The 12,647-nt window shown below is 72.7% G+C and carries 12 protein-coding genes; all 12 read right to left on the bottom strand.

Translation table 11 applies throughout. The features are described 5' to 3' along the window. Window positions 1-25: 25 nt before the first annotated feature. The 12 genes from ABT123_RS31780 to mpaM all read right to left on the bottom strand — a co-directional run bounded on the left by ABT123_RS31780 (window position 26) and on the right by mpaM (window position 12,637). Window positions 26-601, bottom strand: coding sequence for a LuxR C-terminal-related transcriptional regulator (locus tag ABT123_RS31780; protein ID WP_351321012.1), 576 nt, complete (start codon window positions 599-601; stop codon window positions 26-28). Window positions 602-849: 248 nt separating this feature from the next. Continuing rightward, window positions 850-1,512: a GOLPH3/VPS74 family protein gene (locus tag ABT123_RS31775; protein ID WP_351321010.1), complete on the bottom strand. Its 663-nt coding sequence runs from the start codon at window positions 1,510-1,512 to the stop codon at window positions 850-852. A 51-nt stretch (window positions 1,513-1,563) separates the two neighbouring features. Then, entirely contained in the window at window positions 1,564-2,871 is a 1,308-nt protein-coding gene (locus ABT123_RS31770) for a YcaO-like family protein (protein ID WP_351321008.1), read from the bottom strand. Between the two features lie 93 nt (window positions 2,872-2,964). Beyond that, window positions 2,965-5,625, bottom strand: a complete 2,661-nt coding sequence (lanKC, locus tag ABT123_RS31765; protein WP_351321006.1) for a class III lanthionine synthetase LanKC — start codon at window positions 5,623-5,625, stop codon at window positions 2,965-2,967. 29 nt (window positions 5,626-5,654) lie between these two features. Next, on the bottom strand, window positions 5,655-7,316 hold the full coding sequence (gene mpaP, locus ABT123_RS31760; protein WP_351321004.1) for a daptide biosynthesis intramembrane metalloprotease: 1,662 nt from the start codon (window positions 7,314-7,316) through the stop codon (window positions 5,655-5,657). Further along, the gene (locus ABT123_RS31755; RefSeq protein ID WP_351321002.1) at window positions 7,313-8,059 is read right to left on the bottom strand and encodes an ABC transporter permease; all 747 of its coding nucleotides are present in this window, start codon (window positions 8,057-8,059) and stop codon (window positions 7,313-7,315) included. Before ABT123_RS31755 ends, mpaP begins: the two co-directional genes overlap by 4 nt. Continuing rightward, a complete protein-coding gene (locus ABT123_RS31750; protein ID WP_351321000.1) occupies window positions 8,052-8,816 on the bottom strand; it encodes an ABC transporter ATP-binding protein in 765 nt (254 codons plus the stop codon). The genes ABT123_RS31755 and ABT123_RS31750 overlap by 8 nt, the downstream gene beginning before the upstream one ends. A gap of 105 nt (window positions 8,817-8,921) precedes the next feature. Continuing rightward, the gene (locus ABT123_RS31745) at window positions 8,922-9,092 is read right to left on the bottom strand and encodes a daptide-type RiPP (protein ID WP_351320997.1); all 171 of its coding nucleotides are present in this window, start codon (window positions 9,090-9,092) and stop codon (window positions 8,922-8,924) included. Window positions 9,093-9,141: 49 nt separating this feature from the next. Further along, the gene (locus tag ABT123_RS31740) at window positions 9,142-9,309 is read right to left on the bottom strand and encodes a daptide-type RiPP (RefSeq protein ID WP_351320995.1); all 168 of its coding nucleotides are present in this window, start codon (window positions 9,307-9,309) and stop codon (window positions 9,142-9,144) included. A gap of 39 nt (window positions 9,310-9,348) precedes the next feature. Beyond that, window positions 9,349-10,554 carry a daptide-type RiPP biosynthesis dehydogenase gene (gene mpaC, locus ABT123_RS31735; protein ID WP_351320993.1) on the bottom strand — a complete coding sequence of 402 codons (1,206 nt, stop codon included), beginning with the start codon at window positions 10,552-10,554 and terminating at the stop codon, window positions 9,349-9,351. After that, window positions 10,551-11,822 carry a daptide-type RiPP biosynthesis aminotransferase gene (gene mpaD, locus ABT123_RS31730; RefSeq protein WP_351320991.1) on the bottom strand — a complete coding sequence of 424 codons (1,272 nt, stop codon included), beginning with the start codon at window positions 11,820-11,822 and terminating at the stop codon, window positions 10,551-10,553. The genes mpaC and mpaD overlap by 4 nt, the downstream gene beginning before the upstream one ends. Then, window positions 11,819-12,637, bottom strand: coding sequence for a daptide-type RiPP biosynthesis methyltransferase (mpaM, locus tag ABT123_RS31725; protein ID WP_351320989.1), 819 nt, complete (start codon window positions 12,635-12,637; stop codon window positions 11,819-11,821). Before mpaM ends, mpaD begins: the two co-directional genes overlap by 4 nt. Window positions 12,638-12,647: the final 10 nt, after the last annotated feature.

The following is a 12,647-nucleotide window of genomic DNA, read 5'->3' as shown; positions in this document are numbered from 1 at the left end:
ACGGGGGTTTGTGTCAAGGTTCCGTCTAGGCCGCGAAGCGGACCGGTGTGGCGTGCGAGTGCCAGAGCGCGGCCACCTGGGACCGGTCGCGCAGGTGCAGCTTGCGCAGCACGTTCGACACGTGGAACTTCACCGTGCTGCGCTCGATCGTCAGATGCTCGGCGATCTCCGAGTTGGACATGCCCTCGGCGACCAGGTTGGCCACTCCGCGTTCCCGGTCGGTGAGCCGGATGACCTCGGCGGCCGGCGGTTCCGCCGGGCGGAACTGCCCGGTCCGGCCTGCCAGCAGCGTCGGCACCAGCTCGGGGGAGACCCAGCCCCGGCCGCCCAGCACCTCGCGGACGGCGGTGATGTGTCCGTGGTCGGGGTCGTCCCGGTCGATGATGCCGACCACCCGGCCGAAGGCCGCGGACTCCCAGAACGGGTCGTCCTCGCCGGAGACCAGGGCGATGGCCCGGGTGCCCCACGCGGCCAGGCCGTGGTCGGCGTCCAGGGCGCCTGCCTCGACCACCACGACATCGGCCGGAGCGGCGGGTCGCACGCCCCCGTCCGCTTCCCGTCCGCAGACCTCCCAGCCGGGTGCCGAGAGCACCTCGGTCATCCTGCGGCGCAACGATGGAGAATTGATGACAAGAAAGATACGTTCCATGCTTCCCCGTAATTCTGCTATGCAAAGCGGTCGGTAACCCGAGTCGGTCGAACCTCGGGTTGTCGCCCCCGCGACAACAACCTTGATCAGCAATAGGGAAGTTAACACATTCGGCCACCCCGGTGAACGGAAGGTGCCGGCCGGAACGGGTCGGTCCGGGGGAATTGAGGAAGACCTGAGGAACCCCCGTTCGTTGCGTCCTAGTTGCCCGTGTTGATGGCGGCCACGCTGGTGGCCGCGTACCCCGCCAGGCCCACGAACACCGAGTCCACCAGCTGCTTCATGACCGGCTCGGACCAGTGGTTCTCGGACAGTTCGGCCATCCGGGCGCGGACCGCCTCCTGGTCCTTCCGGTCGGCAAACACCAGGCTCTCCAGGCCGCCGCCATGCAGCAGCGCGATCAGGGCGGCCGTCCGGTCGTCCGGCTGCCCGCCCTCCAGGACCACAGCTGCCAGCTTCGCGCGGACCCCGTCCTCGGCGGTGCCGTCGGCCTCCGGGTAGCGCTTCGTCGGGAAGATGCCCCAGCGGCGGGTCAGCTCCTCGCGGATGATGCCCTTGTCGAGCAGCCCCTGCCGGGCGCCCTCCACGGCCTCTTCCTTCAGCCGGAAGATCCAGGCCTGGGCGTCCTCGGGCTGCTTCGCCGCGGCGATGGCCGCCAGCGTCGCGTCCAGAACCGGAATCCCCAGCGGGGCAGGGTCGTTGACGAGGATCCGGCCGTCCTCCAGGCGGATGCGGCCGGCCAGCGCGAGCTCCAGCACCGAGGCGGTGGAGATCATGAACTCGGACTGCGGCTGCAGCGCGGCGGCGCCGGTGGTGTCGTCGAGCGACAGGAGCATGATCTGCTCACCCAGTGTGGTTTCCATACGAATGGTCCTCTCCATGGTTCTGACCTGCGAAACTTCCTGTGTTGCAGATCATGGCAAGGGGTGCGGGCGCCACTTCACGGCGGGTTCGGTATCGGCCGGCAGCCCGGGAAGCCCGGTTCGCGCCTCCGCGGTGCGCAGCCGTCCGGTGTTCCAGGTGAAGTCGTGGCTCTCGGCCAGCCGCAGCGGCTGGTAGCCGACCGGGACCACCTTCACCGCCGCCCAGCCCATCTCCCGCAGCCCAAGCGGAAGTCGGTGGGTGAGGTCGACCGCGACCGGGTCGGCGCCATCGGCGAGCATTCCCGCCACCAGCTCTGCGGTCGGCACCTCGCGGGCCTCCCGGGGCGGGCGGGATCCACGGAACCCGCCGGTCCACTCCGCGACGTGCTCGAAGCACTCCCGTGAGGCGACGTACCGCAGCCGGTCGTCATCGTCCTCGATGGCGGCCGGAGCCGTCCCGTACCCGTGGCTCTCCCACTGGTTGACCACGGCGGAGCGCACCTGAAGGGCCTCCTGCAGCGCGCCCAGCATGCTCCAGTCCACCCGGTCGGTGGCATTGCAGCCCATCGTCGCCAGCGGCTGCGGGCCGGTCCGGTCGATCACCACCCCGACCGTGCAGACCACCCCGGGGATCCCGGTGGGCAGATCGGCCAGCACCGGTTCCAGCCCGGCCCGCAGCGCCGACTCCCACAGCCGCAGCAGCCCGCGCCGCAGCGCGTTCTCCTTGCCGCGCGGGATCCCGTCGGCCGTCAGCGGGGCCAGGTCAATGCGCATCGGGCGCAGCCGCTGCTGCCAGGCCACGAGCAGTGCGTCCCGCTCCACCAGCTCCAGCAGGGCGGAGCGCAGGGCCATGTCGTACCCCTGCCCGGAGGCGGCACCGGAGGGGCCCGGATCGAATCCCTCCGCTTCGCCGGGCGGGACCGGATAGTCCACCAGCCCGGCCGGTACGAGGAGTTCGGCCCCGTCTGCGAGCCGCCGGGCCGGGTACCAGGTCAGGGTGCGGTCGGCGGCGGCCGGATCGCCGAGGCCGAGGCCCGGGGCGGCGAAGTCCAGGGCCCGCGCCCCGAGTCCGGCCGCGGTGCCCCGGACCTGCCCGGGCACCCCGCCGTCCTGCGGAAACAGCGCGAACCGCTCGACGGCCTCGCCGGCGCCGCGGACCAGGGCGTCCATCCGGGTGTGCCCGTACGCGCCGACCACGCGCGGGGTCAGGGCCTGGCCGTCCCGCTCCGCCTGGTCGGTACCGGCGGCCAGCCGGACCAGGGCCCGCCACAGCAGGTCGTCCGGCGGCCCGGGCGGCAGCATGCAGGAGTCCTCGGCCAGGCCGTTCGCGGGGTCGAGGGTGGCCAGGAAATCGATCATCAGCGGTTCCAACCTGGGGAGGGAAGGACGAGCCCCTTCGGCGGGGGCTCCGTCGGGGCTCGTCCGGTCTGTGCGGTGCTACGCAGGTGTGGTTCAGAAGAACGGCAGCCGGGCGCGGCGGTCGCTCAGGGCGGCGGTCAGGGCCAGCAGCACCCCGGCCGATCCGGTGGCCAGGTCGGCGGAGATCCGCAGGCACTCCTGGCCGAGGAAGGCGATGCCGCCCCGGAAGGGCACGGCATTGATCCCGAGCCCGGCCAGATGCCGCTCCAGCGCGGGGTCCGCCCCGGCGCCGATGCCGGCTGCACCGGCGCCCTCCGGGCCGGATCCCCGGCTCGCGGGGGCCGAACGGCCCTGGCCGGGTGGGGCCACTGCGGGGGGCTCTGCCCCCGGTCCGGCAGCCCGCGCCGGTTCGCGGACGCCGTCCGAGTGGAGCGGCCGGCCGGAGGCCAAGTGGACGCGGGTCAGGATGGCGCCGGCGCGGCCGTTCAGGAGGCCGGCCTGGGGGAGGAAGGGCAGTTCGGTGGCCGCCAGGATCGCGTCCCGGGCCTGGGCCAGCTCCTCGTCCGGCCGGTGCGCCAGCAGATCGTGCAGCACCATGCCGGTGCCGCCGCTGCCCGCGCCGATCACCGGGATACGGCCGGTGGCGGACTCCCCGAAGGGTTCCCCGCTCTGCCAGCCGAGTCCGGCCAGGTCGGTGCGCAGGGCTTCGGCCACCCGGTCCAGCAGGGTGCCGTCGCCCGTGTGCTCGTACAGCCGGAGCAGGAACAGGGCGGTGCCCGTGCTGCCTCGCAGCAGCCCGGTGGCCGGGCGGCGGTCCGGTCCGCGGCCGGCCGGGGAGGGCAGCTCGGCGAGCCGTCCCGCGATCTGTACGGCCTCGTCCGGGAGCCCGAAGTGCAGCAGGGTCAGGCCCACTCCGGCCAGGCCGTCCTGCAGGGTGTGGTCGAGCCCGGACAGCGGCGCCTGGGCGATCCGGCCCACCAGCTCGCGGGCGGTGTCGGCGCGGCCGAGCCGGTCCAGGGCGTACGCGATGCCGCCCAGCCCGGCGTAGAAACCGGGCTGCGGATCGGCCGCCGCCTGCACCCGCTCGACCAGCCAGTCGAGGTGCTCCTCCGGGACCGGCAGCCCGGCCTCCCCGAGCGCCCACAGCACCCCGGCGGCTCCGTGGGCGAACCCGAGACCGCCCTCCGGGGTGAAGAACTGCGCGGCGTCACCGGGGAACAGCCGGTCCTCCCGCCCCTCCTGCACGGTGGCCAGCACGCTGTCCCCGAGGGTTCGCAGCCACCCGGCACACTCCCCGGCCCCGGGCACGGCCCACAACCTGCCCGAGTCCGGGCCGGCGGCAGGCAGCCCCAGGTCACGGCGTACAGCGGCGGCGAAGCCGGATGGCACCGGATAGGACCGCGTGATCAGCTCGAGCAGTTCCTCCGGCTTGTCCGGGGACCACGACACCATCGCCACCAGCGGCGCGAACATCGCCAGCCGCAGACAACCCAGCGCATAGCGGTCCACCGCGAACCCGGTGTACCCGGCCGGGGCGATGAAGCCCACCGCGCCCATGGTCTGGCCGTTCTGCTCCTCCGGCGGTACGGCCGTCTCGAAGTCGATGAACACGACGTCGCCGTCCGGCCGGACCAGCAGGTTGCCCGGGTGCAGGTCGCCGAAGACCACGCCCCGCTCGTGCATCCCGGCCACCCCGCGCTCGGTCTGGCCGAGCACGTCCAGCGCCCACGCGGTGTACTCCGCGAGCGCCTCGGGCGACGTCAGCCCGTTCAGCAGCGGGTTGCGCCGCATCAGCTCCTTGGACAGCGCGGTGCCCTCCACCCACTCCCGGACCAGGAAGTAGTGCTCGTGGCCCTTGCGGTAGTCGATCAGCCGCGGCATCGCCGGTGCCCCGGCCAGCCGGCGCAGCGCCCAGTGCTCCTGCTGGTGCCGGGTGACCGCGTCCCGGCCGTCCGCGTCCAGGCCCGCGTACGGCCGGGCCTCGCGCAGCAGGACCTCCGAGCCGTCCCGGGTGTCCGTACCCCGGTACACCCCGCCGCCGTTGGAGAAGTGCACGGCGGCGGTCACCCGGAACGGGAAGTCCCGCAGGGTGCCCGCCCCGCGCGCGGCCAGCGACTCGGCCAGGCAGTCGGGCACCGTCACCCACTCCGGCGGCCGGAACCCCGGGCCCCGCCGGTCCGGCACCAGTTCGCCGTCCGGGTTCTCGATGCAGTAGACGAGCTCACCGGTCTCGGCGGAGCGGACCGCCTGGAGCACGAAGCCGCCGTAGCGGACGTAGAGCGGGCCCTGCCGGTAGCGCAGGTCGCTGAGGATGTACGGGCCGGGCTCGCCCCCCACCAGGGTGTCGAGCTCCCGCAGCACCTCCTCGAAGTGCGCGTCGTCCAGCGGGTACACGGTGAGGAACTTGCCGCTGCCGCTGCGGTCGCCGTACTTGCCGTTGCGCTGCCGCAGCAGCTGCGGGGAGCGGATGAACTTGAACATCACGCCCTCGGCGACGCAGTACTTCGCCACCAGGTCGAGCAGGTGCGCGGCATTGTCCAGGGTCGCCGACACATGGATCTTCCAGCCCTGCTTGGGCAGCGTCACCCCCGGCGGGGCCATCACCACCCACTCGCTGCCCGGCGTACGCGACCAGCCCTCGGGCAGCGCGTCATGCGCCAGGGGGAAGGCGTCCTCGGCCGGATCGACCCGGGCCGGCAGATCGAAGAACGGCGTACCGGGCGGGCAGAAGTGCAGATGCCGGAGGATGTCCATGTCGTGTGCGAGTCCTATCCCCGTGAGGGTCAGCGAGTGGCCGGGGCGATGTACGAGAGGTAGAGCCAGGTGCCGAGCGAGCGGGTGCCGGCGGCGACGCGCGCGGTGCCGATGGGCTCGGCCGGAGCCGTGCCGGTCACCGACAGCGGCAGGACCAGGGCGGGCACGGGCAGGGAGTCGCCCTCCCGCACGGGCACGAACGCGGACATCGGCGCGCTGCCTTCCTCGGCCCGGCCCCGCCCCACGGTTCCGGTCCCGGTTTCGGTCCGGGTGACCATCCCGCGGCGGAACAGGGTGACCTCCGCGCCCTGGGTGACGGCCTCCACGTCGGCGGAATCGGACAGCACCAGCGAGGCCTTGCCGTCCTCGACGACGTACCCGCCGGCCACCGTGTACGGCACGGTGACCGTGGTCAGCACGGCACCGGCGGCGGCGACGGCCAGCAGCGCCGTGGCGCAGATCCGGGCGGTCCGGGCGCCGGCCGTACGCGCCTCGCGCAGCAGCAGCCGGCCGCCGACCCAGGCCCGGTACCCGAGGTAGCCCACACCGGCGAGGACCAGCGTGGAGCCGATGAACCCCATGCCCTGGAGCAGGTCGAGCCAGAGGGTGACCGCCAGCACGATCAGGTACAGCGGGAAGAGCATGCAGACGAGCCCGAACGGCACGGACCACCACAGCCCCGGCAGTTCCTTCTCGTACCGGCCGCCGAAGAGGATCCGGGCCAGGAACCGTCGGGCGTCGGCCATGGTCCGGTCCCGCAGGTGCGGGATGTCCAGATGGGTCATCAGCGCGATGTAGCCGTCGAGTTTGACGAACGGCAGCAGGTTCAAAAGGCTCGTGAGGTACGTGGAGACGGCGAAGACGAGCATGCCGTCCCGCAGACCCCCCTCGCCCGCGGCGAGCGAAGCGAGCCCCGCCGAACCGGCGATGACCAGCTGCGTCACGATGCCGGCCAGCGCCACCTGGACGCGCTGCCGGCGCTCGGGCAGCCGCCAGCCGTCGGAGACGTCGCAGAAGAACGCGGGGGTCAGGTAGAAGAGCATCACGCCCATCCGGCTGGGCCGTCCGCCGTGATGGGTGAGGACCGCGCCGTGACCCATCTCGTGCAGCGCGGTCGCCAGGGCGGAGGCGCCGGAGACGCCGAGCAGGATGCCCAGCGGCAGCGGCGCTCCCAGACTCTCCTTGAGCACCGGCGCCTGGGAGGCGAGGGCCAGCAGACCCCCCAGGGCGAGGACCGCCGCGAGGACGGCGCCCGCCCGGTTGGCGAACAGCCGCAGCAGCGGCGCGAGCCGGGAGAGCATCCGGTCCGGCTTCACCAGGGTGAGCTGGAAGGTCAGCGGCGGCACGAACTTGAACCAGGTGCTGCTGTGCTTGTGCGGCAGGCCGTCCTCCAGCAGCCGCATCCGGTTCAGGTTCTCGACGGCCTTGCCGACCGTGTCCTCGGTCCACGGCGAGCCCAGCTCGGCCGCCAGGTCCGGGTGGCCGCGTTCTCCGTCGATGGCCTGGAGCAGCCGGACCATGTCCGCGCCGACCCGGATGTACTGCTGGGCGCCGCGCTGCACCACCCAGGGGGCGTCCTCGGCGATCGGCTCGTGGAGCGTGACGTCGGGTGCCAGTTGCGGCCGGGCCAGCAGCGCGGTGGCCCGCTCCGGGGTCAGCACGGCGCCCGCGCCCGCCCGGCCGGACCTCATATGACGTCCCGGGACAGGAACAGCTTGCGGGCGGCGAACCCGGACAGGGCCAGCCAGCCGGCGATGACGAGCAGGGCCAGCGGCACGGACAGCAGCTCGGGCTTGCCGTCCCGGTAGACCGAGCTCATCGCGATGGTCAGGGTGAACTTGCCGGCCTCGGGCAGCAGCCGCAGCAGGGCCTCGTCCACGAACAGGGTCAGGCCCAGCAGGGTGGCGACGGCGGCGGTCTGGTTGCGGATGATCCAGCCGAGGAAGACGCCCCAGGGGGCGCTGAGCAGGGTGACGGCGAAGACGCCGACCAGGGTCAGGGTGGTCTCGCCCGTCCACACCGGCTCGTGCTCGGTGGCGCCGGCCACGAGGAGCATCGGGGAGGCCGCGGCCAGGGCGGTGGCGAGTACGGCGTACAGGGCGCCCATGCCGGTGCCGGCGATCAGCTTGGCGGCCAGCAGCCGGCCGCGCCCGCCGCTGAGCAGCACGGTCCGGGCGATCGCACCGGAGTTGTACTCCTTGGTGACGGACACGGCGCCGAACAGAGCGGAGAACAGCATCAGCATGAACCAGCAGCGGACCACCTGGTCGGTGGCCGCCTCGACGGTCTCCCGGCCCGCGGCGATGTCCGCGTCGGCCTGGGCGACGAAGCCGGTGCCGGCCAGGACGCCGAGGAACACGCCGATCAGGGCGAGGATCCACCAGGCCTTGCCGGTCCAGGCCTTGGACCACTCGGCGGCGATGACGTTACGCATGTGCGGCCTCCTTCGCCGGCTTGGTTCCGGTACCACCGGTGCTTCCGGTGTCCCCGGCGAGGGCGAAGAACCGGTCCTCGAGGCTGTACCGGCCCTGTTCGGTGAGCTCGTCGAGGGTGCCGCAGTAGCGCAGGCTCTGCTGCACGATCACGACGTCGTCCACGGTCTGTTCCACCTCGGCCAGCAGGTGGCTGGAGAGCAGAACGGTGCGGCCCTCGTCGGCGAGGGACCGCAGGAAGGTGCGGAGCCAGCGGATCCCGTCCGGGTCGAGACCGTTGGCGGGTTCGTCCAGCACCAGAAGTTCGGGGTCGGCGAGCAGCGCGCAGGCCAGGGCGTGCCGCTGCTTCATGCCGGTGGAGAAGCCCTTGTGCTTCTTGTCGGCGCGGTCGGCGAGGCCGACCCGCTCCAGTACCTCGTCCACCCGGCGGGCGGGGAGGCCGAGCATCTTGGCCCAGATCCTCAGATCGCGGCGGCCGGACACGCCCGGCATGGCGCCGATGCCGTCCATGGTGACGCCGATCCGGTGGGCCGCGTCGGGCAGTTCGGCGTAGGGGGTGCCGAAGACGGTGGCGCTGCCGGAGGTGGGCGCGGTGAGGCCCAGCAGCATGCGCAGGGAGGTCGTCTTGCCGGCGCCGTTGCGGCCGAGCAGACCCACGATCCGACCCGAGGGGACCTCGAAGGTGATGTCGTCGACGGCGGTGAATGCGCCGAAACGCTTGGTCAGACCGTCGAATTTCGCTACTGCGGTACTACTCATGCGTGCTCCGTGGCAACGTGGCAACGTACAAACGGCGGGACCCCGGGTCCCGGAAGGAAATGAGGCTTCCTTCCGGGACCCGGGACCTTGCTGTGCACCTGAGGATCAGGTGACGGCGACAGCGGTGGCCACGCTGCCGTAGATGGCGGAGGCGGCGACCGAGACGGTCACACCGTCCTTGAAGTTGGACCAGACGCCGGGGGCCTCCATGGCCTCCAGCTCCTGCATGCCCAGCTCCAGGGAGTCGATGGCGTCCTTCTCGAAGATGTCCTGCATGTTGTTCACCTCCTTCACGCGGTTCGTGGGGTCGATGGGGGGACGGTCATCAGGTCGCCGCGATGGCGGTGGCGACGATGCTGTACGTGACCGCACCGCTGATGCCCGCGCCGCTGATGTAGCCGCCGACGGACCACCAGCCCGGGGCCTCCATGGCCTCCAGCTCCTGCATGCCGAGCTCGAGCGCCTCGAAGTCCTGGTTCAGGTTCTCCTTCATGTGTGACACCTCCTTTCTTCGTTCTGACGTGTGTTTCGGTCATCCGCAGGCGGTGAGCGACAGCTCTCCGCGAGCGGAAGTCTTGGTGGGGACCGCCCGGTGCAGCAGGGCCTCGATGTCCGCGGCGCTCAGGCCGTCGAGCATCGGCAGCCCCGCGCCCCAGGCCCGTACGGAGCTCCGGGCGACCGCGGTGAGTTCCGCGGGGTCCGCGGCGATCTCCCGTATGACTCCCCAGGAGTCGATCAGGGCCGCGATGCCAGGACCGGGGTCCTCGGGCAGCGCCGCGTCCGGTACGGCCGTCCGCAGCAGCCGCCACAGCCGGTCCAGCCGGCGGGCCGAGCCGAGCCGGGTGTCGCCCGCGGCGATCGCGGACCACAGCGGCGGCAGCAGCGCGGCCACGGCCGTCATCTTCCGCAGGCCCAGCCCCGTCGACAGCTCGTTGGCGAGGTACCAGCCCCGGCCGGCGTACGGAGCCCGGCCCAGCAGCACCCAGCCCGCATGGCTGAGACCGCTGATCTTGGCGATCTCGGCGCGCAGCCCGGCGTCCGCGGAGCGGAGTCCGGCGCCGAGCCGGACCGCCCGGACCGCCAGCGCCTCGGCCAGTGCGTCCTCGGTGGGCAGGTCCCGGTGGTCGCCGATGTACTGGCCGGTGATCCGGAACAGCACCTCCAGCAGGCCCTCCGCGAGGAGTGCGTACGGCAGGGTGGCCGTGGCCTCCGGGTCGATCACCGCGGCGTCCGGCCGCAGCGAGCCGCCCATGACCAGCCGCTTGCCCTGCGGGTACTCCAGGCAGGCGACCGCGCTCAGTTCGGCCCCGGTGCCCAGGGTGGTGGGCACGGCGACCAGCCGCGGCCCGCGGTGCTCCGCCGGCGGCAGCAGGATCAGCCCGCACCGCTGCGGCACCCTGAGCCGGTCTTCGGTCCCCGGGTCCGCCGACAGCAGGACCGCCAGCTTGGCCTGGTCGAGCAGCGAGCCGCCGCCGACCGCGATCACCAGTTCCGTGTCCGCCAGTTGCCGGGCGAGCCCGGTGACGGCGGTCAGATCGCCGGAGCCGCCGATCACGACGGTCCGTGCGGTCCGGCCGGCACGCTCGATCTGCTCGCCGACCGAGGCGGCGATCGCCGCGCCGGCGATCCCCTCGTCCAGCAGCAGGGTGATGGAACGCTCCGTACGGGTGCCGAGCCATGCGGCGAGCTCGTCACCGCCGTACATCATCACCGTCGGGCAGTGCCAGCCGTTGCTCATGCGAGGGCCTTCTCCCCGGGCGTCCGGGCCGCCCGGTATACGGCCAGGCCGGTCCGGACGCAGTCCAGCAGTTCGGCCAGCTCGGCCTCGGTGTAGGTCAGGGCGGGGATCAGCTGGATGCCGTGGATTCCGGGGTGGACGATGGCGCCCGCCGCGCGGATCGCGGAGACCAGCGCGGGGACTTCGGCCTGGGGCAGGGGAGTGCCGTCGGCCGTGGTCACCCGGATGGAGCGGAAGCAGCCCGCACCGGTAGTCCCGGACACCGAAGGGTCCTCGGCGGTCAGCCGGGCCAGCTCGGTGTCCAGCCGCTCCGAGAGCCGCTGCCCGAGGGCCACGGCGTCCAGCCGGCGCATCTCCGCCAGGGTGGCGAGGATCGCGGCGCAGGTCACCGGCGTACCGGCCTGGGTCTCCCCGTGCGAAAGCAGCGCACCGGCCTCGTCGAAGGCGTCCGCCACCCGGTGGGAGACGATCACGGCCGCCGCGGCGGACGTGCCGTTGGTGAGGCCCTTGGAGCTGACCACCAGGTCGGGGGCGGCCGGCCAGCGCTGCGAGGCGAAGAAGCTGCCGGTCCGGCCGAAGCCGGTGGCCACCTCGTCGGCGACCAGCAGGAAGCCGTACTCCTCGCGCAGCCGCAGCAGTTCGGCCACGTACTCCTCGGTGAGCGCGACCGCACCCGAGCCGAGCACCGGCTCGACCACCACGGCGGCGATCTGGCCGCCCTGCCGGGTCAGCAGTGCGCCGATCTCGGCGGGGTCGTTCGCGGTGACGTGCCGGACCAGCCGCTGGTCCACGCCGTACAGCTGCTGGCCCAGGTTGTCGCCGGTCAGCGAGAAGCTGCCGTAGGTCAGGCCGTGGTAGCTGCCGCGCAGACCGACGACCACCTTGCGGCGGTCGTCGCCGCGCAGTGCGTGGTAGTGCCGGGCGAGCTTCATCACCAGGTCGTTGGCGGCGCCCCCGGAGGTCGAGAAGAGCACCCGCTTGTAGTCCTCGGGGCCGCTGACCTCGATCAGCGCCTCGGCGGCCCGCCGGGCATAGGTGTTCTCGTACCGGAAGGTGCTCAGGTAGGAGGCCTCGCGCAGGGCTTCGGCGGCGGCCTCGGCGATCGCCGTGTTGCCGTAGCCGATGTTCGTGTTCCACAGGCCGCTGGAACCGCAGAGCAGTTCGCTGCCGTCGGCATAGCGCACTCGGACGCCGTCCGCGGACACCGCGCAGAGGTCGTCGCGCCCCTGGTCTGCCGGGGCGAGCAGGGAGGCCCAGAGGGCGGTCATGCCGTGACACCTGCTTCCAGTAGTACGTCGTGGTGGCGCGAGCCGCCGGCCGGCAGCGGGTGCCGGGCCAGGACGGACAGGCCGGCCTGTTCGAGTTCGGTCGCCAGCCGGTCGGCGGGCAGCACTCCGACGGTGCTGGTGCACACCGTGACGGGGCCGCTGTCCGCGATCGGGGCGGGAAAGATGGTGACGGTCCGGGTTTCGGCGCCGGCCGGCCAGTACTCGTGCATCCGGTAGCCGGAGCCGCCGGCGCCGGTCACCTCGAACACGGCCTCGGCGTCCGTCTGGGCGCTGGGGTCGGAGATGTCGGCCGTGGAGAGCAGGAACCGGCCGCCGGGCGCGAGGTGTTCGCGCACCGCTGCGTACAGTCCGGCCCGTCCGGTCGCGTCGAGCAGCGAGATCGAGGTCGTGCCCAGCACGATCAGTTCGAACCGGCGGCCCAGCGCGAAGGAGCTCATGTCCCCGTGGACGGGGGTGCAGCGGTCGCGCAGCCGGGCCGGGGAGCCGGCGAGCCGCTCGGCGAGCAGGCCGAGCATGCCCTCCGACAGTTCCAGGGCGGTGACCGAGCGGCCCAGCGCGAGCAGGGGCAGGGTCAGCCGTCCGGAGCCGGCGGCGAGTTCGAGGATGTCCCCCGGAGTACGGCGGACCTGGGCGATCAGTTCGCGCACCTCGTGGGTGTCGCGGACCGAGAGGTCGTGGTAGACCGGGGAACCGGTCGGGTCGTACAGGTCGTGGAGCTCGGCCCGGTCGCCGAGCTCGGCGATCAGCCGGCCGGCGTCGCCGGGTACGGCGAGCGGAGTCAGTGCGAGGGCCATGGCCGCGGGC

The organism is Streptomyces sp. NPDC002054, assembly GCF_040296685.1.
Classification (GTDB): Bacteria; Actinomycetota; Actinomycetes; order Streptomycetales; family Streptomycetaceae; genus Streptomyces.
This window is presented reverse-complemented; position numbering and strand designations above follow the sequence as displayed.

What these genes read in the sequence shown, in the direction of transcription:
- ABT123_RS31780 (WP_351321012.1), bottom strand. Translation starts at nt 601, where the DNA reads ATGACCGAGGTGCTCTCGGCACCCGGCTGGGAGGTCTGCGGACGGGAA.
- ABT123_RS31775 (WP_351321010.1), bottom strand. Translation starts at nt 1,512, where the DNA reads ATGGAAACCACACTGGGTGAGCAGATCATGCTCCTGTCGCTCGACGAC.
- ABT123_RS31770 (WP_351321008.1), bottom strand. Translation starts at nt 2,871, where the DNA reads ATGATCGATTTCCTGGCCACCCTCGACCCCGCGAACGGCCTGGCCGAG.
- lanKC (WP_351321006.1), bottom strand. Translation starts at nt 5,625, where the DNA reads ATGGACATCCTCCGGCATCTGCACTTCTGCCCGCCCGGTACGCCGTTC.
- mpaP (WP_351321004.1), bottom strand. Translation starts at nt 7,316, where the DNA reads ATGAGGTCCGGCCGGGCGGGCGCGGGCGCCGTGCTGACCCCGGAGCGG.
- ABT123_RS31755 (WP_351321002.1), bottom strand. Translation starts at nt 8,059, where the DNA reads ATGCGTAACGTCATCGCCGCCGAGTGGTCCAAGGCCTGGACCGGCAAG.
- ABT123_RS31750 (WP_351321000.1), bottom strand. Translation starts at nt 8,816, where the DNA reads ATGAGTAGTACCGCAGTAGCGAAATTCGACGGTCTGACCAAGCGTTTC.
- ABT123_RS31745 (WP_351320997.1), bottom strand. Translation starts at nt 9,092, where the DNA reads ATGCAGGACATCTTCGAGAAGGACGCCATCGACTCCCTGGAGCTGGGC.
- ABT123_RS31740 (WP_351320995.1), bottom strand. Translation starts at nt 9,309, where the DNA reads ATGAAGGAGAACCTGAACCAGGACTTCGAGGCGCTCGAGCTCGGCATG.
- mpaC (WP_351320993.1), bottom strand. Translation starts at nt 10,554, where the DNA reads ATGAGCAACGGCTGGCACTGCCCGACGGTGATGATGTACGGCGGTGAC.
- mpaD (WP_351320991.1), bottom strand. Translation starts at nt 11,822, where the DNA reads ATGACCGCCCTCTGGGCCTCCCTGCTCGCCCCGGCAGACCAGGGGCGC.
- mpaM (WP_351320989.1), bottom strand. Translation starts at nt 12,637, where the DNA reads ATGGCCCTCGCACTGACTCCGCTCGCCGTACCCGGCGACGCCGGCCGG.